Origin of the sequence: Paraburkholderia sp. JHI869 (assembly GCF_038900775.1) — a bacterium.
Taxonomy (GTDB): domain Bacteria; phylum Pseudomonadota; class Gammaproteobacteria; order Burkholderiales; family Burkholderiaceae; genus Paraburkholderia.
This window is the reverse complement of record NZ_JAYMSC010000005.1, coordinates 205,762-226,197: the sequence shown is the minus strand read 5'-3', so window position 1 is coordinate 226,197 and position 20,436 is coordinate 205,762. Positions and strand designations below refer to the sequence as shown.

General features: G+C 58.2%; 19 protein-coding genes. 2 read left to right on the top strand and 17 right to left on the bottom strand.

All coding sequences use genetic code 11. The features are described from left to right. Positions 1-295 precede the first annotated feature (295 nt). From VSR72_RS12145 to VSR72_RS12065, 17 genes are all read right to left on the bottom strand, one after another. Entirely contained in the window at positions 296-1,645 is a 1,350-nt protein-coding gene (locus VSR72_RS12145; RefSeq protein ID WP_342952614.1) for a TrbI/VirB10 family protein, read from the bottom strand. 17 nt (positions 1,646-1,662) lie between these two features. Beyond that, positions 1,663-2,544: a TrbG/VirB9 family P-type conjugative transfer protein gene (locus VSR72_RS12140; RefSeq protein ID WP_342952613.1), complete on the bottom strand. Its 882-nt coding sequence runs from the start codon at positions 2,542-2,544 to the stop codon at positions 1,663-1,665. 32 nt (positions 2,545-2,576) lie between these two features. Further along, entirely contained in the window at positions 2,577-3,437 is an 861-nt protein-coding gene (locus VSR72_RS12135; RefSeq protein ID WP_342952612.1) for a type IV secretion system protein, read from the bottom strand. A 171-nt stretch (positions 3,438-3,608) separates the two neighbouring features. After that, positions 3,609-3,737, bottom strand: coding sequence for a hypothetical protein (locus tag VSR72_RS12130; protein ID WP_342952611.1), 129 nt, complete (start codon positions 3,735-3,737; stop codon positions 3,609-3,611). A gap of 8 nt (positions 3,738-3,745) precedes the next feature. After that, the gene (locus VSR72_RS12125; RefSeq protein ID WP_342952610.1) at positions 3,746-4,660 is read right to left on the bottom strand and encodes a type IV secretion system protein; all 915 of its coding nucleotides are present in this window, start codon (positions 4,658-4,660) and stop codon (positions 3,746-3,748) included. A 25-nt stretch (positions 4,661-4,685) separates the two neighbouring features. After that, a complete protein-coding gene (locus tag VSR72_RS12120) occupies positions 4,686-4,934 on the bottom strand; it encodes a hypothetical protein (RefSeq protein ID WP_342952609.1) in 249 nt (82 codons plus the stop codon). Then, complete coding sequence (locus VSR72_RS12115) at positions 4,924-5,601, bottom strand: type IV secretion system protein (RefSeq protein ID WP_342952608.1); 678 nt, start codon at positions 5,599-5,601, stop codon at positions 4,924-4,926. The genes VSR72_RS12120 and VSR72_RS12115 overlap by 11 nt, the downstream gene beginning before the upstream one ends. 11 nt (positions 5,602-5,612) lie before the next feature. Next, positions 5,613-8,063, bottom strand: a complete 2,451-nt coding sequence (locus VSR72_RS12110; protein ID WP_342952607.1) for a transporter — start codon at positions 8,061-8,063, stop codon at positions 5,613-5,615. 122 nt (positions 8,064-8,185) lie between these two features. Further along, positions 8,186-8,623 (bottom strand): VirB3 family type IV secretion system protein, encoded by a 438-nt coding sequence (locus tag VSR72_RS12105; RefSeq protein ID WP_342952606.1) that lies wholly within the window; start codon positions 8,621-8,623, stop codon positions 8,186-8,188. A 9-nt stretch (positions 8,624-8,632) separates the two neighbouring features. Beyond that, positions 8,633-8,983, bottom strand: coding sequence for a hypothetical protein (locus tag VSR72_RS12100; protein WP_342952605.1), 351 nt, complete (start codon positions 8,981-8,983; stop codon positions 8,633-8,635). Between the two features lie 44 nt (positions 8,984-9,027). Continuing rightward, entirely contained in the window at positions 9,028-9,690 is a 663-nt protein-coding gene (locus VSR72_RS12095; RefSeq protein WP_342952604.1) for a lytic transglycosylase domain-containing protein, read from the bottom strand. Between the two features lie 105 nt (positions 9,691-9,795). Further along, a complete protein-coding gene (locus VSR72_RS12090; RefSeq protein ID WP_342952603.1) occupies positions 9,796-10,056 on the bottom strand; it encodes a hypothetical protein in 261 nt (86 codons plus the stop codon). Between the two features lie 480 nt (positions 10,057-10,536). Then, positions 10,537-11,550 (bottom strand): fatty acid desaturase, encoded by a 1,014-nt coding sequence (locus tag VSR72_RS12085; protein WP_342952602.1) that lies wholly within the window; start codon positions 11,548-11,550, stop codon positions 10,537-10,539. Next, complete coding sequence (locus VSR72_RS12080) at positions 11,534-12,247, bottom strand: autoinducer binding domain-containing protein (RefSeq protein WP_342952601.1); 714 nt, start codon at positions 12,245-12,247, stop codon at positions 11,534-11,536. The genes VSR72_RS12085 and VSR72_RS12080 overlap by 17 nt, the downstream gene beginning before the upstream one ends. 14 nt (positions 12,248-12,261) lie before the next feature. Further along, positions 12,262-12,525 carry a hypothetical protein gene (locus tag VSR72_RS12075; protein WP_342952600.1) on the bottom strand — a complete coding sequence of 88 codons (264 nt, stop codon included), beginning with the start codon at positions 12,523-12,525 and terminating at the stop codon, positions 12,262-12,264. Between the two features lie 654 nt (positions 12,526-13,179). After that, complete coding sequence (gene mnmH, locus VSR72_RS12070) at positions 13,180-14,208, bottom strand: tRNA 2-selenouridine(34) synthase MnmH (RefSeq protein WP_342952599.1); 1,029 nt, start codon at positions 14,206-14,208, stop codon at positions 13,180-13,182. 536 nt (positions 14,209-14,744) lie between these two features. After that, positions 14,745-16,148 carry a replication initiation protein gene (locus VSR72_RS12065; RefSeq protein ID WP_342952598.1) on the bottom strand — a complete coding sequence of 468 codons (1,404 nt, stop codon included), beginning with the start codon at positions 16,146-16,148 and terminating at the stop codon, positions 14,745-14,747. Between the two features lie 915 nt (positions 16,149-17,063). Here VSR72_RS12065 and VSR72_RS12060 point away from each other — a divergent pair. Continuing rightward, positions 17,064-18,275, top strand: coding sequence for an AAA family ATPase (locus VSR72_RS12060; RefSeq protein ID WP_342952597.1), 1,212 nt, complete (start codon positions 17,064-17,066; stop codon positions 18,273-18,275). Beyond that, the gene (locus tag VSR72_RS12055) at positions 18,272-19,240 is read left to right on the top strand and encodes a ParB/RepB/Spo0J family partition protein (RefSeq protein WP_342952596.1); all 969 of its coding nucleotides are present in this window, start codon (positions 18,272-18,274) and stop codon (positions 19,238-19,240) included. The genes VSR72_RS12060 and VSR72_RS12055 overlap by 4 nt, the downstream gene beginning before the upstream one ends. Positions 19,241-20,436: the final 1,196 nt, after the last annotated feature.

Sequence of the window (20,436 nt, the reverse complement as noted above, 5' to 3'; positions counted from 1 at the left end):
GCTGCGATCGCAAGGACAAGGACGCTTGTGCAGCGCTGGCGTTGTGTTGCAGGGTCGTTCGGGGCAAGACAGTTAGTTGCCTCCTCTTCCGGACCAACGATGTCCGCGACATGCTGGGCGCAGTCGGCTCCAGGGCGGGGCGAGCGCCGATAGCACGTGTGAGCACGCGGCCCCTTCAAGGACGCAATGCAGCGCGTCGCGCAGCCTGGCCTCGCAGGCACCACGTTCGATGCCATGAAGCGCAAAGGTGTCCGGAAAGTAGATCTGCAGTCGCATTGTCATGTCCTCACAGTCGTCATTGCCGCCCCGACGGCGTAATCTCGCTACCGTCGCTGCCGACGTTTTCGTACACGCTGGTCAAATCGACATCGCGGGCAACGAAGATGTTGATCGCGGAGCCCTGGTTCGAGTAAGCGGTCGGCGGGATATTGATCGAGTTGCGCAGCGTCTCTGCGGCCACGTCCTGTGTCGCGTTCGAGCTGTTCGTGAAGGTGATCGTCTGGCCCGAGCCGGTGGCCTTGTTGGCGAGGGCCTGCCCGAAGTCGCCAATGAGGCTCACCACCAGTGCGCCGCCGAAGCGGGTCCAGAAGTGCTCATCAATGTAGGCGGGAATGCCCGCAGCGCCGAGCGGATCGGTTGCGGGTGAGTCCAGCGGGATACGCACATCCCCGTCGTCAATCTCGTCCCAGATCACTCCGATCACGCCCTGCCCGTGCATCACCGCATCACGTTGCTCGCCCTTGGCCAACGCGCCCTTGCGGACAAGCAACGTCGTGCCATCGTCCGACCAGACGTCATCGGCGATCGGACAGCCAACCAGTCCCGGCCGGTCGGTGCGAATCGCGGTGGCCTGGCCACAACGGATCATGGTGTTCCGGGCCATCATGTAGTGCCGGTTCGGCCGGAACGAGGCGCGCATCGGTTGCAGCTTCGAGGGCTGCAGCGACTGGTCGAAAGCCGATCCCTTGCTGTTGCCGACGTCATGGTTGTCCGCCAGCGCAGTGCCTGATGAACCGGCGGCTCTAGATGGGCTGCCCCGCAGCGCTGCGAGCCCCATGGACTTCGCCATTCCGGGCAGACCATCGCCACCCGGCCCGTCGCCGGTGGCGTCTGAAGTACCACCGCCAGCGTCACTGGACGCTTGAGTGGTTTCCTCGGGAGCGTCGGCACGCCTGCTATCGCCGGACATCACGAGCACGCTGCCGGAGAGACGCCGCTCAGCGGGTGACAGCGACCGTGGCGGGTTGCTTGCGATCGAAGTGTTCCCTTCACTGATGGGTCGCGACGCGGCACCGGCCGGCGTGGCAAGCTGCTGTCTTGCCGCGGCCGCTTCCGATGCGGCGCGCGCCTGCTCGGCTTCGGCGCGCTTGATGCGCGCCTTCTGCGTCTCGAGGTCGGCGCCGGTCTCGCTCGCGCCACTATCCTTTGGCTTGTCGAGCGCCGCCTGCTTCGCGTCCTGATGCTGCTGGAAGAGCCGCTGCAGGTAGATCGTGACGCCCGAAGCGCCCAGCGCAATCACGATCAATGCGACCAGCACGAGTCTTAGCCTGCCCGCACGCGGGCGGCGACGCCCGGGCAGGTCCAGCGACGGCCGGGTTCCGGTGTCGGCAGGCCCTGCACTACCGATTTCGTTACGTTCGCTCATGCTTTCCGGCTCCCCCGTCAGTCTTCCGGTCGATCGCTGCCGACATGTGCACGCTCGATGCGCGCCGTGCCGGGCAACGACGAGGCGGTGCGGTTGTAGTGGCCGTCCGGCGAGTAGCCGTCGTTTCGGATCCCCAGCACCGACTGCCCGTAGCGGATGACAAATCCGCTTGAGACCTCATGGACGACGACAGTGTCGCCTTCCATATGGAAATTCGCTGTCGCCTCGCTGCCATCCGGGAGCTTCGTGAAGATCGTCGGCAGGTCACGCGCGGTCGCGTACTTGAAGTAGGTGAAACGTCCGTCGTCCCACAAGGCGGTGGGCGCAAGCACGCGATCGCCGCGCATCAAGTACTGAGTGTTAGCTGCTGGCATGGCTGACCCGGGTGGGTCTGGGGACGCCGCCACGCCCTGTGCCGCGATTGCTGCCGGGACCACGGGAGTGTCCTGCTGGCCCGCCAGCGCCGAGCTGACTGCCTCGCGGCGGCGCAGCTGTTCGGTCGCGGCCTTCGCTTTCGTGTCCGGATACTCAAAGCGCAGGATCCACGTCGCGGGCTGCAACCGCGTTACATCGGCAAGCGAGAGCGAATAGGTGCGCCGGTTGGTCACAAGCACGAGGTTGGTTTCGGGTTGCAACGCTCCGGGCTTGAGCAGCGCTCCGCTGTCGTTGACCGAAACATGCCAGGCGCGCGCGTCGCCAATGCCGCCCCCGTCCTTCAGGATGTGCTCACCGGGCTCAAACTGGATCATCACCACACGGCCCGGCATCGTCGCCACGCGGTAGGCTTGATCAGGGCTGTACGTCGCGCACTGGATGTGCGGGTCGGCACCGCAGCTACGCGGCACTTCGAGCGCCTGGGCGCGGCCAGCCGCAAGCGCGCAGGCGGCGACGATCGCCACGGCACCTTGCGGCAAACGCAGTTCAGGACAACTCACGACCCGCTCCCGGCCGGCCTCGAACCCATCGGTACGACATCGGGCGCCGCATCCGCTGGCGCGCGGGTATAGTCGCGCGTCACCTCGTAACTGGTGCACCTGAACCCGTCAGGATCAATGTCCTGCTGGTCCTGCTTCTCCGGCACATCGACGCGGGTGAAGGCCACTGTTGCAATCCAGTAGGTCGGGTCTGGGCGCTTTGCCGCCGTGTTAAGCGGGATCAACTGCCGTGAAAAAAACACCTGCGCGGTTGAGGCAACAAAAGTAATCGAGCCAACCCGGGCGATGACGCGTGCCTGGTCCCTGAGCAGCTTGAGCGGGCCAGCCGGTCCACGGACAAGCGCGTCGTAGGCGTCCTTTTCGTGATCGTCGCTCATGAACATCACCGCACCGTGCATATCGGAGATCGTCTCCCAGTCATAACTCTCGCGCATCTCGACGTAGCGGCGCAGATCCGCGCGGTCGGTTTTTTCAGTGAAGCTCACGTGCCCATTCGCTGTCGTGGGTAGCACATCGACCTTTCCGGTCGTGTCGTTGACACGCAGAATCGCTGGTGGATTTGGTCTTTTAAGGAATCCTAAAGCTGCCATGCCAAAAACAGCCGCTAGCGCGATGCCGCCCGAGAGCACCGATCGGCGGTCAGCGATCCTCGCCTTCTCTTCGACCGCCTCAACCTTCGACTTTTCGAACTCCCGTGCCTGATCCAGATACCAACTGAGCGCGTCGCGCTGTGACTGGTCAACGACTTTCCCGACTGCCTCCCCGAGCGCCGTGGATGCGGTCGGTGTACGTGCGCAATTGCGGGAACGCGAGCCCGCGCCCGCCGCGAACCATTGTCTGATTGCCGATACCATCATGGTCCTCACTTCGGTTCCGTGCGACCGGACTGCTGGGCCAGCGGTGGGTTGACCGGCACCCATTGCCCCGTTGGCTCCGGGGGTTTCGGTGCAGAGCTGCACGCCTGCAGGACAAACGCGAGCAGGCCTGCGCAGAACAGGATTCTCATGCCTGATGCCCCCATTCATTGGTCATCGATGCAACCGGTGATAGATGAAGGTACCGATATCGTTGAGCAACACCCCCACGAAGCCGGCAAACGTAACCCAGCAGACGACTATCAACCACCAGCGGATCAGCTTCGCAAAGAAGTCGGGCAAGTGGCCTCCTACGTTTGCGATACCGAGCCACCCGTCCTGTACTTGCCTGCACTACCTGTTTTCGACGCAGCGGCAAGCGCACGGCCCAGACCACCCAGCTTCCCCGTCATCGTTGAAATGCCCACGCCACTTGCCAGCGCCGATGCCAGGCCCGGAAGATTCAGGGCGACGACGAAGAACACAACGCCCATCACATTGATCTCCACGACCTGCTGCATCGACGGGAAGGTCGTCCCTCTCGGTGCGATCGATTGTGCGAAATTTACCTCTATCGCACCTGCGCCGGCGAACAGGGCAACGAGCAGCACGTAATTGAAGCACTGCCCCGCCCAGTTCCAGAAAAACTGCCGCACCGGCGGAAACAGCGCCATCGAGATGAACAATGGCCCGAGTGCGAGCAGCAATCCGAGGGCGAACTTTGCGAGGATGATGTAGGCCACGGCTAGTCCCATAAACGGCGTGGCGAAAACGAGCATGACCGTGATTACCCAGACTGCCCCAATGATGTGAAAGCCTTCGGCGCTATCGTAAATCTGGCCGCTTGCGTTTATGTATGCACTCAACAGGTTGTCTAGGCCGGAAACCGGATTGCTCTGCCCGGTAATCGCACCGGAGAGCTGCTCGCCGAAGCCATTCACTGCAGGCACGATGTATTCGGTGTAAAACTGGATGTTCATGCCACAGGTCAAAATGAACGCCCAGGCCGCCATACGCGTCAGGAAGTCGTTGATCGGTTCGTCGTTGTGCCCTTGCCAGTACGACCATAGAACCAGCAATACATAGATGCTGAAGCACACCATCATCAGCGGCGATATCAGACCGATGATGCGTTCAGAGCCTGAACTGATGGTCGCAAGGACGTTGGCGTCGAAGTCCGTAGTCATCCTCGAGAAGATTGTGGTGGTGATCGGCGTATAAGACATGGCTTGCTCCTGAATTCGCGTCCGGTCACTTCTGTATCGCTTTCGCCGCCGTTTCTTCATCAGCCTTTTCCTCGGCGCGCTGCGCGGGCGTTTCTTCCTGTTGGAGCTTTTCAGGTGTCGTTCCAAGGAACTGGGCTTTCCACGCGAGCTCGCGCTGGTGCGCGGCTTCTTCCTGCACTCTGTGCTGATGGCGGTCCCACGCGAGATAGCCCAGATAGCCGGCAATGACGACCAGCAGACTGACGACTGCGGAAAGGAGAGCTTTATTCGCCATTTGAACCTCCGAGGAATTGATTTTTGAAGTCGCGGTCGCGCTGGTTTTCCGCGAGCTTGAGCTCGGTCGCCTGCAACTGCGCAGTGAGCTGCAGACGTGTCTGCTCATTGGTAACCATCGCCTCTTCGGCAGCCATGCGGTTCTGCAAATCCGCCTTCTCGGCGGGATCCTCCGTGAGGTTCGACTGCTGCATCAGCGACTGGATGTTATTAAGCCGCTCCATCGTCGCGCTGTACGCCTGCTCGTTCATCGCCTTGTTAGCCGAGAGAACATCGTAGTAGCGCTGTTGCCCCGGCGTCGCGGCGTCCGTCATGTCTTCCTGCTGCTCGATCGAACGCATCGTAGAGCTGATGCCCGACAGGCTGCCACTTTTTGCCTGGTCGTATATGTCCTGCCACTGTTCCGGCAGATAATTACGCAGGGACGCGTCGTTCATGATCGTGCCCAGGCTGCTGTTACCGGTGAGTGCCCTGTACTGTGCCTCCTGGTTCTCGATCTGCTGCATCAGCTGCTGGACCTGCTCCATCTGCTGGGCAAGCTCTGCAGGTGAGATGGTTGGCACGCCCTGTGCACGTGCGACGGCCGCGGCGCCAAGGCAGAGCGCGGTGACGGCCACACGAGCGGCCGGCAACAGGCGTGTAGGGCATTCGTTATCTTTGACGTTCACGATTCCCTCCATCAGGCAGTGACAGCTTCGTCACTGGCGGCGGCAGCGCGTGCCGACAGATAGACGCGGGCGAGTTCGGCCCGCTTGCGCACAAGACCATGCTCCAGCTCGCCGGTCCACAGTCGTTCGTCGGCACCGTGCTTTGCCGTGAGACGCCTGCGCAGCTTGCGTTCGAAGACACGTTCCAGGTAGACCGGCAACCAGGCGTCCGGATCGTCCCCCAGCTCCGCGCGCACGGCGTCGCAGATCAGGACGTTCTCGCGGTCACCCGAGAACACCGCGATCGCGTCATCCATGCCGCTGATGTCAAAAGTTGCGAACACCGACTGGTTGCCCTGCTTGATGAGAAAACGGCGCGACGACGGCGTAAGCTTCTTGAATTCGCTGAATTCCTTGCGAGTCATGCCATCGCGCACATACGCCTCCTCTTCCGCCGCCGGATCTGCCAGATACAGATTCGTTGCTACGAGACTGCGCAGCGCCGGATACAGGTCGGCAGCCTTCTGACCCTGCTCGGGCTGCTGGGTAATCAGCATGATGAACTCTCCCTCCTTCCGGCCGCTTGCGAGGGTCTCCTCGATCTGTTCGCGAATCGTGCGGAAGCGGATGGGCAACCAGTATTCTTCCATCACGGTCTGCATGAGCCGGCCCTCTCGCCGCATCATCCTCTTGAGGTGGAAAAGCCAGGCGAACGCCGGCTCCGAGGGTTCGTAGTTCTCGACAAGGAATGCCTCGACGTCGAAACCGATCCAACGCTGTTGCGTCATGTTCAGCGACAGGTTTGGCGAGTTGTCGAACACCCACCAGAAGCGGCCGTTCTCCGATTTGCACCACAGCGACAGCCGCTGGCGCAGGCTATCGTCACCGTCATCTGGGATGCTGTCGAGCAGCAGGCTGAATCGCCGCAGGCGAACGTCCTCGACGCCCATCACTGCATCGACGGCGTTGCGGCACTGGATCTTCTCCGCAGCGCTCAGATCGATCTTGATGGCTTTGCCCTGGTGATCGACGCCGTTCCTGCGCCCGCAAAGCTCGACCAGCCCGTACAGGAATTCGCGATTCTCGGCGGTGTCGGCCAGCTCGAACGGCGCCCAGCCGGTCGGCTTGCCTTTTTCCAGATGGACGTAGGCACCGCGCATCGCGCGGATGAACACTTCCCAGCCACGGCCCTTGTCCAGTACGAAGAGCAGTTGATCGAACCGCGACAGCATGCCTGTGACGGCGGTGGCGACAGTCGACTTGCCGGCACCCGTCGTGCCTTGCAGCTTCAGGTGCGCGGCTAGCTTCTCCGCCACATTGACCTCACCCTGCCGGCTCGCATGCGGGCTGAAGTGATAGATTCCCGATGCGGTACGGAACGGAATGACAGCCGAGCCGTCGCCAATCGGATTGCCCTCTGCCTTGCCGGCCGAATAGTCGTGACAGGTAAACATCGACGCGAAGTTGCGCGAAGATTGGACCTTCGGGCGTGGCTTGACCTTCGCACCGGGGACCTGCGAAAAATACGTGAAGGGCGCCGAGCCGGTCGCGAGCGCCCACTCGACACCACATTCGTTAAGCGAGCGCGACGCGAACAGGATCCCGTTTTCCACCGCCTCCTGTGGACTTGCGCCGTAGACTACGGCCGCACCGTGGTACTCACCGAACGACAGCTCACCCGAGTTGATGTAACCCTGCGCATCGCGCAGTTCCCTGACCTGATGCTTCGCCTTGTCGCCGGCGGACTCCAGTTTGTTGATCGCCGAGTCGATCGTGCGGTTCGACTCGAAACCCGTCATGCAGTTGAATGAATGCACGACCGTGAATTCGACTGGCAACGAGAGCAACGGATCAAGCTGGCCAAATCCAGGCTTGTCCGGGAAACTGCGCAGATCGCGGCAGGTGAAGAATCTCCGGTGGTCCGGCACCCCAGGCCCGTCGATCGCGTGCGTTTCGTAGCCGAAGCGAAGATAGCTTGATGGGATGACGTCAACACCCGGCTCCGCAGCGACGGGCAGATCGACCGTCACACCATTCACGAGATAGCTGACGAAACCATATAGCGGCGAGAACAGCATCTTCGTGCCGTTCAGATGCGTGCGTTCGTACACCTCGATCAGTTCGGCCTCATAGTCCGCAAGCTGATGCAGCGCCTGCCCGGCGAGTGACGCGATTTCCTTCAGCCCGTCCTCGAAATCTTCGTACTTCAGGATGATCGAAAAGTAATAGCGATTTTCAAAGAAGCGTCCGCCACTGAACTGACTGCCATACTGTGTCGAAAACCAGTTCATGAAGGGGCTGTCGAAACGGTACTCGCGGCTGACATTTACCCGCCGTCGCAAGAAAGCACCGTGCCAGGCAAGGCGCCCGCCAAGGTCGCGACCCAGTTTGCTCAGGGTCTCGGTGTCGCGGTCGAACTTGCGCTCAAGCACCATGTTTTCGAATACCTCGAACGGCACGCCACTCAGTGCAAGTGTGACCATGAACCGGTTTCCATCGAGGTGCTGTACATGCTTTGTGACCGGGTGCCTGAACCTTGGTATCCAGTCTTCGACAGCGCCGATTGCACCGAGGATCCCGCTCGAGATGGTTGGTCTGCTGTGCATCACGGCTCCCGATCGAGCTCACGCAGCCGGCGCTCGCCCTTGCCCAATGGTTGGAGAAAATCGCCGAAGACTCGACGCTGACGGCCGTATCGCAACGGCGCAAGCGTCGATGTATTTCCGAAGCTTGGCGCCGCACGTCCCGCATTTACCCGCGCACGGATGCGCAACTGCCAAAAATAGAAGCGGCAGCGGAACTGGAGCCACATGATCCACAGTCCCTGATCATCGGTTTCGCATATGTGCTTGAACCACAGCAGCACGGGAAAGCCGAGAAACACGAACAGCAGGCCGCCCGGGCCGACGAAGAAAGCTACGAGCACACCCGAGAACATTGAGGCGACGACTACCACCAGCATCGCCATGTAGGGCACGCCCCAGATGGCCGCCGTACGTCCGAGACCATTGAAACCGGGATAGCGGGCTTTCTCGTCCGACATGATGCGCGCTCAGGTAAAGAGGTTCCACAGATACGGAGCGAGCACGCCGACCACCGCGCCGACCACTGCGACCTTGCCGCCGAGCGTAACGAACTCGCTCCAGTGAGAACGGTCTGCCCAGCACTCCGCACCTTTCCATAGCAGCACGCAGGAAGCGCAGACACCGAGAAACGAATACAGCCAGATCTTGAAGGTATTCGCACCCTCCGTCGCTGAATCAAGGCCGCCTCCGGCCAGGGCGAGTCTGGGCGCAATCAGTGCGGCGCCAAGCAGCGCTGACCTGCCAGCGCAGGCTATGCGTTTCGCATTATCTTTCAGTTGTCCTGATTTAATCGGATAGAGTTTCATTTTCCGAAACATATGACCTCTCCTTTTCACCAAGAGCCGCGGCGCGGCCAGTCAAGTCACCTGCGTGAATCGCTCTCGCAGCCAAAGTCGCCGAAGGCATCCCACGACGGATGCGGTCGATCCTTGTGCGGCTCTCGAACGGCGTGGTTCGTGGTGCTCGGCTTAGCCGCTCCTGCACTAACCTGCGTTATTGGGCCGGCTGGCCGGTTCATGATGACCGGTATCGCGGGAACCATATCGACAGGTCCCGCCATGCTCGCTGCATTGGCAATAACACGCTGAACGTAGCTGGATCCGCTGGATTGAGCCCGTTCGCCGCCAACGAAATTACCGCTGTAATAGCAACTGATTGCCGCCCGCAAGGCGCGTTGCCCTGGACCATACGCGGCACTTGCCCGCTGATAGCAGGCGTGCAGGATTGCACTGCCCGCACGAAGATTGGCGCATGGGTCGAATGCGGTTTCGTACGTAAGGCCATACCGGCCAAGATTGAACCGGTTAACCTGTCCTAACCCGACGCTGAAATTGATTCCACGTGCATCGAGCGCGCGAGCCGTGGCAACTGCCTCTTCGGAGTCGCGTGGTTGTCGCGCCAGATGGCCGCCAACCACGCCGATTGCATACGGGTTGAAGCCGGATTCGGTGCGAGCGATGGCTTGCATCGTAACTGGATGCACAGATGGCGCGCACTGTTGCGCTAACTGGTTGAAATCAAGCATAGGCGTACTCGATCCAGTCGGGGCTATCCATTATTTCCCTCGCACGGTATTCAATGGTTAGGCCGGTGGAGCGGTGTTGGTGTTGGTAGCGCCTTCACTGGTCGATCATTGGATGTTGCCTGCTATAAACTCCCTATCCTTGAAGCGGATCCGGATCTCCTCCGCGTCCTTGCAGTGCTCGCATGCAAAGGCGATTGCGTCGTCCAGAACGCGCCACGTCTTTGGATGCCCCCGCTGCGTCTCAACCGCCAGGACTTTTCCCTCCGCCGTCAATTCGATCTGCCACGAGCCAAGCGGTCCCATGAAGATCGCCACGCGAGGCCGGGTGACCAGCCCTTTCGCCAATTCCGCTTGCGTAATACCCATATCGCCCCTTCTTTGCACAGAAAGAGGCTTTTTGCAGCAAGCGAGAGGATTCATCAAGCATCATGAATCATTTTTTGATTTATGAATATCAAAAATCAAAATTCGCGTTTTGATTATAGGCATGGTTCTTTGGTCAGTCAACCTGCGATCGATTCCTCGTGGCGTGGGGCGATTCGTCGAACAGGCACTACGACCGTTATGTCCGCGCTCGCGAGGCACTTCTGAGCATGCGGGCAAGGTTGAAAGCGTGCGCGCCGTCATCATGCATACAGATTTCGTGAGCCACGCTGACAAGCTGCCCGCCAGCAAGACCGCAAACGGCCACACACGGGAGTAGTCCCGCCCGCATAACGCTCGAAGCTATTCATTCCGCCTTTCCGCCTCACTTCCAATGCGTCACGCCTTCCGCGAATGGCAACACGGAAATGACGGCGCACTTACACTTTGGTCGAAGCATGGTGACAACTTCAAGAGCCACTTTTATTCTTGCTTTTCATCTTCGCCCATGCTAGCTGGGCGACTGAACAATTCCACATGGCGATTCATAACGAAGAACCAGAGCGGTGGAACGAGTGCGAGGATGAACATATGCAGATAGCCGGCTGGGGTCGCCGTGCCGACTAACCTGAGGCGCTCGTATGAGCGTGTCTGGTCGAGATGGTGATGGGTGTGGAGCCCGTTGTTCACGAAAAGCCGATTCGACAACCAAAAACGCACGTCCCACGCTAGCGCGTCTTCATGATTGCGGGCAGTACCAACCAGACCGTAGTGTTGGATATAGCCGATCGCCTCGACGACGAACGCAGAGATAGCGCTCTGCCCGAGATAGAACAGTATGCCGCGGGCACCACCAAGGCACCCAAACACTCCGAGGGTCGCAATGTAAACTACAGCCGCCCGTATGAGCCTGCTCTTCCGACCTTTCGCCAGCCGGAGCCGATCGTGCGTGAATGCAGCGAGTAACGAGAGACGAAGGGAGTTGCCGACATGTCGCCACAGCGAAAGGCCGAGGCGAGCAGTTGAGCCGTAGCGGGGATCTCCTACGTGCGAGTGGTGCAGGTCGTGAACAATCCGGTAGTGTGGATATCCAGCCAGCGCAAGCGCGATATCAGATGCCACTCTGAGCCGTTTATCATCGTGATGCAAAATCTCATGAATGTGCGCCATTGCAAACGCACTCAAGACACCACATGCGGCAGTGAACCCCGAGTATTCAGGTACCGCTACCGATCGCAAGCGGATCACCGCCGTGAGAAGCGCGAACAACCAGAGGCATATAAAGGCGGCGGGAACCGCAGCGCTGATCCCTGTGACACATTTTTGCTCGCCGTCGGCTTCAACATGTTCACCGAGGAGCAAGTCACCTAGTAGGATTGTAGCAATCAGGCAGAACAGATACCGCCACGGACGATCCCAAAGAAACGCGAAAATTGCAGCAGCCGGCATCATCACCGAAAGCCAGTACCATCCTTGATTTTCACGCAAGGAGGCCATGCTCTTCCGCTAATTTCACGGCTCGGGTAATGCGACCAACGCCGAGCTTCTCGTTGATCCTCTGAAACTGGCGATAGACCGTCATCGATGAGACACGTAGTTCGGTTGCGATTTCGGCCGCCGTGAAGCCCGTCTTTACCAGAGCCAAGAGCCGGACCTCGTCTTGCGTAAGACCTGTCGTCTGCAAGGCCTCTTCCCTCAGAGCACTGGAGGACCACTCGAGAAGCTCCAACGCCAAAGCACGAAAGAAGGGGCGTGCCTCGTGGAATTGCGGCTCGGCTTCCTCCGGAGGCCGATCGGACCCGAGATATAGAATTCCGATGCGACCGTTTTCGCTCGTATGAGCTGGAATCAAATAGACGCTACGAAATCCATTCTCCGCGGCTACCTCCAACATATGCTTCTGTCCCGCGGTGTGGACGGGCAACGCTGAACCTAGCACAGGCGCCGTGTTGGAACGCGCATACTCGAGGCATGGGTCGGTTAGATACCACCGATTTGCGTTATACAGCTGGCACCACTCTGGACGACAGCCGATCAAGAACCGGTAGGTCGATCGACTATCTGAATAGTCGGAAGGGTGCAGAGAGGCAAACACAAACCACTCTGCTCCGTGAGCTTGAATCGCGCGACTGACAAGCGAGATCAGTTCCAGTTCATCAGTGGCTTTCAACAGATCGTCAACGCTCAGATCCATGCGTCCTACCTTGCTCAATGTGCGTCATCAACGTGCCGGCCCCACACCAGCCTCCGCACCTCTCCATAAATGGCTTGCATCGTCGAGTAATGCGGATCCGCCAATGCAAAGTCCTCAAAATCGTTACGCACTGACATCGGGAGTACCTGTACGGCAACCGTTTGGTTTCCCTGGACAAGAAACCGCTCGGCAATAAAGCCGGTTGTCACTCGGTATAGCCGTACGCCGACCCTTTCAGAAGACGCGCCGACATCGCGCTCAAAGATAAGATTCTTCATAGTCCGCACCAGTGCCGTCGGGATGATGACCGCACTTTCTACACGTGCGATCGAGACAGTCTTGTCGGGACCTTGCGGAAACTACGTTGTCGGCCACGCAGGCTTCACATTCGAACAGCCTAGCGAAAAAGACTGTTTGACATGTCCGACACGTGAGTCGATGAACTTCGTTCTCCAGCAATACCTCCCAGCAGTCGTCACCGAATGACGCTTCGCATGCAGGACAAACGATGTTGATGCACTCGCTCATAGTTCCCAACCCGAGAGTATTTGGACATCAAGCAGCGACGCCTAAATGCCCGAGGCTAGCGAATCGACCGCTCTCTGGAGCACACCACGTCACGGTGCAGACCGAGATGAGCCAAGCCGAACCCGCTCGTTTAAGAGCAGGATGATGCGGTCCGCGATTGTGGCGGACATGCCCCAATAATCCCGATCCGACAATCTGTCCTGTCCGGATCAAAATTTCTCGTATGAAGTTAATGCTCCAACTTCGGGGTCTGCCACCGCTGTTACATCCGGAAACATTAATGCGAACCGATCTGCATATATTCGGTAATTAGCTCAGATTTGTGATCTTGATCTGCACGTTGTGGTGGCAAGAAATGCGGGGCGTAGCTACGCGATCGGGTGACAGCCGATGCCTTTTGCATATCAGCCAAAGCGTTTGATGAGGCTCCGAGCAATCTGGTTGAGGCTAGCAGGCTGCAGATCCACTAGCTCTATGGAAGGTGACTCGGAGAGTGATTGATAGCCTCGCTTTGTAGATCGCGCGTAGCTCGGATCGTAGTGCGAGATCATTAGGCGTTCGAACAATTCTGGGATCCTTCGCGACGCGGCCAGCTCATGCCATAGCTCGAGTTCTTTCCCGCCTACGATGCTTCGAAGATGTGTCAGCCGCTCAACTAAGGAATCGGGATCGCTTTCAAAGTGCGCGTAATCTTCCCGCCAGAGTCGGACTCGCTCAGACATCGGTGCGCTGATTTTCAAGAGCGTCCCGGTTGAATGCATCGTTTCGAACAAAGCCAGCGGAAGTTGGACATTGCCGATTTTTTTGCTTTCTGCCTCAATCCACACCGGGCGCGTTGTCGCGAAGGTCGAGAGCTTCTGGAGAAGCAGGCTGTCAAAATATTTCTGGGTCGGCTGTGAAACCCCCGGGATCGCTCCGATGACAGAACCACGATGCGCAGCGATCGCCTCAAGATCGAGCACTTGCGCCCCTTCGGCCGAAAGCTGCTCAAGCAAACGCGTTTTGCCGCAGCCGGTCGGTCCAGAAAGAACGAGGTACGAAAACTCTCGTGGGCGGGTTTCCAATTGTTCGTTGACCCAGCGGCGGTAACCCTTCCACCCACCCGGCAACCGCTCTACTTTATAGCCAACTGTGTCCAGTGCATCGAACCATAGACGGCTGCGTTTACCCCCTCGAAAGCAATATACGAGAATCCTGTCGCGCCGAGGGCGGGTCACGATCACTGTATCCAAGTGGCGCGAGATATTCCTCAGCGAAAAGGACACGCCGATCAGGTACGCGCGCATCTTGTCGGTGCGATGCAAGGTTCCCACTTCAGCGTACTCGTCGTTGTTGACGACCGGGAGGTTGATTGCGCCGGGGATGTGATCCTCTGCAAATTCCCTCTCACTGCGAGCGTCGATGATGAGGTCGTACTCTTCAAATCGATACATGGGCACCCGCCCTTCCCGTTGAGAATTTGCCGCACCTCTATTCTGGCGAATTTGTGGAGGCTCTGGCTCAACAGATGACATATGCGACAGGCCGATACCGAGTGTGGTCCTCGTTTTCGTCACAGCAAACGGATGGCGGCGATGAGGCGCCGCCGGTCAGGAAGAGCTACTCTGTATGAAGCCTGATACCGCGCCAGACGTGCCATTGCCAGCGCTGCCACCGAACTGCACCTGTGACGCCACGGACCCGCGTCCCTCATGACGCGCTTACCTGTTAGCCATCAAAAACGCCACATGCCTAGAGACGACAAACTCGTTGCCTTCCGGGTGCCTTTCCCTGGGAGCTTGAGGCACCACCACGGCAACATCCGGCAAGCGCTGCCGCAATTCGGTCGTGGCCGCCGCCATCGCCTTGATAGCAGATTTGTAGCGCGTGCGGCATCGCCGACTTCGGGGCACGTTGCTGGACTTGTCTGCCGCTGAACGCCGATGAAACGATGAAACGTGCGACAGACCTTTAGGTGCCTTCGCGCCTCCTATTGACTGGCTCGCAACGCGCTGATTCTTCCAAAAACAAATTGGCCGAGGTACCAGCCAAGTTCTCCGCTTGCGAGGATGTCGCCCTCGGTGACGTCGGTGGCCTCGAGCTTCATGCGGCGGAGCATCAGTTTGCCCTCGCGGGAGCCGACCCAGCCACGTATGAAATCTCGTTTGCTCTTCTCGTCGGCAGCCAGGTAGTGCTCACGACCGATTCTCGCCTCTTCGTTCATGCGCGCGCGCGATTCTTCCTCTTTCGAGGCGATGCTGTGCGCAATCGAGGCACGAACCTCCGTCGTTTCGGTGTTCTGCTGGGCTTCGTTGCTCAACAGTTTCGCCTGCACTTCAACCATCGTTCGCTCGGCTTCCGACATTTTCCAGTTGTCGCGCAATGCCTTCATCAGATAACCAGACGGACTCTTCTTAACCTGACCGCGATGAAGCCGGAAACGTGTGTATTCGATCGCTTGCTGGATGCGTTCGTCCGTCCACGTATTGCGATTCTCTGAGATCTCGCTGAACTGCCGCGATGACAGATTGAACTCGTCCTTGAGTACCTTGTAGACAAGGCTAGCATCAGCAAGGCTCGCCATCACAGCGTCGGCCGTATCTTTTCGCTTTAGCGTGAAGCGCAGACGATCGATCTTCTTCGAAGAGGTGGACTCGGTCCTCGTTTCATACGAGAGTTCGATGTCGGAAACCTCATTGATCTCCTTGACCGCGGGTTCGAGCCAGTCACGCTTGAAGTATTTGAAAATGGCCGCGTTTGCGCCCATTTTCCCTGGCCATGTCCGCATCACCTCAAGTGGAATCCAGTCGGTGCGCCCCGCCGGAACGCTTGGCAGTACCTTGTCGTAGATCGCTCTGGCCAGACTTCTCGTGAAAGCAGTCGATATGCGCAAGCTCAGCCAATGCGATTTTCGCGGGTCGCGAATATGTGGCACCAAGGTCGGGTGAACGTCGAACCGGATTCGCCCGCGATGAAAGGCCACTAGCCCGATGAGTTGGACCTGAACCCACAAGTCGTCTTCATGCGGATCGCGGTCTGAGGGCGTATTCGTCAAGCGGATCTTGGCGTTCTGGGCTTCGTCGGCGATCGTGCGCAGGTGCTTGAGATTGCGGCTGTCATAGCGCATCAGCCACTTGAAGTAGTTCAGTTCGACGTCGTACTGGTCCTGCGTCTGAGACTCCTGGGCGACGATGAAGTACGCCGCGTCCAGGAAGCGTCGCGCCGGCAACCCCATGTTCACGATTTCGGTGAAGAAGTTGTTGCGTTGATACCCGATCTCGCGGCTCGACTCATTCACTGGCAAACCGAGATCGAACATGTCCTCAAACAACGCCAAGGCCATTTGCCGAGGTGTCGTTCTCGTTCTGCCCTCTTCCGGGTTGTCCGATGCCATTGCGTGAGTTGCCTGATTGGAGTCATGCGACTTTATCACTCATGGGTGAGGTGTCAACACAACGAACCTCACCATCACGAAGCGCTGTCAAGCAGCGTCTGCGGGCTGCTCGCGAATCTTGCACAAGGAACCTCACCAGACGCACAACGAACCTCACCATAGCCATCCTGCGATTGTGGATGCGGGCCGTACTGCGCGGTTCCCCGAGGTGTTTCGTTCAGGCTGCACAAAGGACCTCACCATTGTGGATAAGTGCAATCCTTGCACATCGAACCTCACTGTTGTGCGCGTCGAATCTCACCTTTTCAGGCCAAAAACCTCACTTTTAAGCACATGAAACCTCACCTTCAGCACAACCACCCTCACCTTTAGGAGCCTAACTAGATGATTATTATGAATACAGCCGTCTTCTGTTAGTTTGTCTGTTCGGTTTTTGTTTACAAAAACAACATACATACGCGTACAGAAAAAGAGTGATCATTCGCGCAGTGCAGCAGATCGAACGGCTTGCAATCGAATCTTCAGGGCTATCTCCGTACTTTTGCATTTCTGGCGCAGCAGAGACTTGCGATTCAAGGTGAGGTCGATTGTGCACACCGCCAATCGAGACGTCCCGGGGAATCAAAGGTGCGTGGTTCGGGCCGGCCGAGCAGACCGAAGGTGAGGTTGATTGTGCTTTTGGCGTACGGATACCCAGCGGTTCGGCATTTTGTGCGCTGTTTTGTGCGCGTCATACGGGGGAAGGTGAGCCTGTTTGTGCTCAATTTGGCTAGGCTCCGCCACGCAGTTTACGGTTTGCATGTGCCAGAGCAGGGGAAAATGCAATAAATTTCTATGTTTACAGTGATTTAGGCTGAAAATTTCAAGTTGCTTCTGTATTATGAGGTTTGTCTATGACCTCACGAAAACCTCAGAATGGTGAAAACAAGCCAACTTCCAGCTGTTGACCGGACTGTGCCTCTGGAACAGATTAGCGCGTTCGCTGAGAAGGTGTCGATTTTTACGGATGAATTGCGCGAAACCATCCTCGCACCGAGACCCCGAAAGGCTGCGCCCGTGTTCAAGACTGGCGAGATTGCCGCGATGTGCAACATCACGCATTCACAGGTTCAATATCTGGCCACGAAAGCGGATGGAGAATTGCCGCCTGGCACGGCAGCGGGTACTGGCCGCACACGGACCTTTACGCTAGAGGAGGCCCGCGTCTGGGTGCAGAAAGTCTCTGACATTTACCAGACTCCCCTTGTGACGGGGACAAAAGAGCCAGATGGGAAAATTATCATAACAGCCCAGCTCAAAGGCGGGTCCGCAAAGACGACGACGACGATGTGTCTTGCCCAAGGCCTTACGCTACGCGGACGCAAGGTCCTCGTCGTCGATCTTGATCCGCAGGCTTCGTTGTCTGAACTCTGTGGCTTGTATGCGGAAAAGGATGTAACGCCTGAGGACACGGTGCTCCCCTATATTTATGACCAGCTAATCGAAGGGGGGCTCGGCGCACGCGTTCAGTCAACTTATTGGGATGGTCTCGACGTCATCCCGGCCCATACGGAACTCATTGGGGCGGAATTTCATTTGCCCGCAATGCAGAAGATCAAGCCAGGCTTCAAATTCTGGACGGTACTGCGAGAGGGGCTTGAGCCGCTTCGCAAGCAGTATGACTACATCCTCATGGATACATCACCGTCTCTCTCCTACATGAATCTGAACGCGCTCCTTGCGGCGGATGCGCTGGTGATGCCGATGGTTCCTGAGAACCTGGATTTCATCAGCTCATTGTCGTTCTGGCGTTTGTTCTCAGACGTATCAAAGAGCTTTATCAAGTACGAGCAAGGTAAGAAGTACGACTTCATCTCGTTGTTGCTCTCGAGAGTGGACTACGGACGCACCTCGTCGGCGCCTATAGTCCGTGCGTGGGCAGAGAGCGCATACGAGAACTGGCTCCATGCCATCGAGGTGCCTGCCAGTTCGGTCATGAGTACGGGCGCACTTGCCTTCTCCACAGTGTTTGATATCAGCAGTTCGCATAGTGCGGCTAAAGCCCTGCAGCGCGTTAGACAGCCGCTTATCGACTACTGCCGCTGGCTCGACGAAATTTATGAAGAAAAATGGAGAACCGCGCAATGAGCAATATGCGTGAACAACTGCTGGCCAAGACGGCCGGCATTCGAAAGACGTCTTCTATCAATGAGGACGAGGTCAAGCGTACGGAACGCACACAGACTGCGCCTGGGCTTGCTGGTGCGCTTGCGGTCGCACAATTGCGCGTCCAGGAACTTGAGGCGGCCGGCGTTACGTCACAGTTGTCGGTTGCAGCGATTGCGCCCAATCCGTGGCAACCTCGGCGGATATTTAACGAAGCCAAATTAAGCGAATTGGCGGAATCGATTCGCGAGGTCGGACAGGTTCAGCCGATCGTCGTTCGACGTGTCGAGTCGGGCTATCAGATCGTTGCGGGTGAGCGGCGCTGGCGTGCTCATAAGGTTCTGGGTCTGGACTCCATCAAGGCCGTGGTGACGGATTGTTCCGATTCAGACATGGCAGTTCTGGCAATGGTCGAAAACGTTAGCCGTGACGATCTGTCGGACTATGAGATTAGCCTGTCAATTCGGCGGACGGAAAAGGAGTTTCCGGACCGGAAGCGGTTGGCGGAGGCGCTTGGGCTCTCGCGAAGCGGGCTCTTTCAGTTCCTGAGCTTCGACAAGCTCCCAGCGTTCATCCTCAAGGACCTAGATATTCAGCCGCGTTTGTTGGGAGCCAACGCAGCCGAAGCAATCGTGTCGGCTATCCGGAAGTTCGGTGAAGCAGGTCTTTCGGCGGCGCGTGAAGTCTGGCCTGAAGTGATTTCGGGGGACCTTGAGCAAGGCAAAGTGGCCGGCGCAATCAAGCTGCTCGCGACACGCGGTGCTGCCTCTGCGACCGCGAACGAGAGAAGTATTGACAAGTTTTTCGCTGGCAAGGAACACGCGGGCTCGATCACGAAGGATGTGAACGGATTTACGATCAAGTTCAAGCCGGGCGTGATGACAGAGGACTTCGAAGCACAGATCCGGGCACTTATCAGCGAGACGTTCAATCATCATCCGAGATGAGCGAATCAAGCCTGCTTGAAACCCGCCGTGAGCGGGTTTTTTTGTGTCCTGCGTCTGGCCAGTCCATAGTATGGACCCGGGGCGAGATGCCGATTTGAAGCGATCGTCTCCCGAGATCCTCCTGCGTTCGGCACTGACGGAAACGCATTGAGGCGATAAATCGAGTCCATACTATGGATCTGCTCGCCTGCCGAATATTCAGCAATTACTTCCGGCAGTTGGGACGTGAGGCCCGCTGCGCTGCCAAGGTGATGACGTACAAGCAGTGAGTCGCGTGCCAGTCCATAGTATGGATCCTGCGGCTCCAACGCCGATCGGATCACTGTGTGATGTCCCGAGAGCGGGAAGGGCTTGGGACATCCGACCGCCCGACGATACTCCACGGTCCTTGGCGTCCGGCTTCCTAAGGGCGTAGTCCATACTATGGATTCCCGCGTGTGGCCATGCCTTGGCTTTGGCTTATCTGACCGCCGGCGTCCGCGTACCGACTAGCTTCGCCCGAAGTGGCCGCTGAATATGACTCGCAAGCATTTCGGGCAACCATCTCCAAACACACTCACGCCCTTTGACGCGTAGCCGTGTCTCACCGCCGCCGGCGGCGGCAAGGAAGCTCCGCACACTCCCTCCGTTGACGTACGCGCCTTGCGCGTCACTTAGTCTGTGTTGGTTGAGCGAATCATCGCGGAACCGCCGATCGTTCGACTAAGCAAAATGGGAAGTGATCGCTGACTTCTCTTGAGCCCGCAATGGCCGTCGTACGCTAATCCAATTTTGTTTGGTGCTTGCGAAGCACCGCTGAACAGGTGCCTAGAGTCCGAAATATGAAGCCGAAACTTCACGTCAGCATAAGCGGCGCCAATTTCGCGTCCAACAGCGCGCTGGGTCCTTTAGTCGTGGCTGAGTTTAGCAAGCGCAGCCAGCAGGATCTGAAGCCTTGAATTGCTACTGCTATTCGCTAAGCATCCGGACAATCCACTGAATCGCCCAAAGCGCATTTACTCCCGCGCCGGGGCACAAGCTAGTCGTGTCGGGCACTCTGTATGTCTGCGTCTTCGAAATAAGGTTTCGCCTAATTCTCGACGCTCGCTTCCTGACGTGGGCAATCTGCTCGCCGTGCGTCACCAATAATTGATCTTGCTCCTTGTTTTCACGGCAACCTTGGCGTTGGGTTCATTGAATATGGCACTGAACGAGCA